This is a genomic window from Delftia sp. ASV31, from assembly GCF_016428765.1.
GTDB lineage: Bacteria > Pseudomonadota > Gammaproteobacteria > Burkholderiales > Burkholderiaceae_C > Comamonas > Comamonas acidovorans.
On record NZ_JAELTK010000279.1, the window covers coordinates 1 to 316 of the forward strand.

At 74.4% G+C, this 316-nt stretch carries 1 pseudogene; it reads right to left on the reverse strand.

The features are described from left to right. Positions 1–316, reverse strand: a pseudogene (locus tag JHD82_RS30155) (hypothetical protein); the annotation flags it as partial.

The window sequence follows — 316 nt, forward strand, 5'->3', positions numbered from 1 at the left end:
GGCCCGCCCCATCAACGCGTTGTATTCCATGGGTGCATTGCCGATCAGGCCGATGGCCAGGCTGCCGACCAGCTGCCGGTGCATGTTGCGCGCCTGCGCACTGAAGCCTTCCAGTCCCTGCAGGGCCTGTCTCTTATACACATCTGACGCTGCCGACGAAATGCGAACAGTGTAGATCTCGGTGGTCGGCGGGTCATTAAAAAGGGGGGGGGGGGGGGGGGGGGGGGGGGGGGGGGGGGGGGGGGGGGGGGGGGGGGGGGGGGGGGGGGGGGGGGGGGGGGGGGGGGGGGGGGGGGGGGGGGGGGGGGGGGGGGGG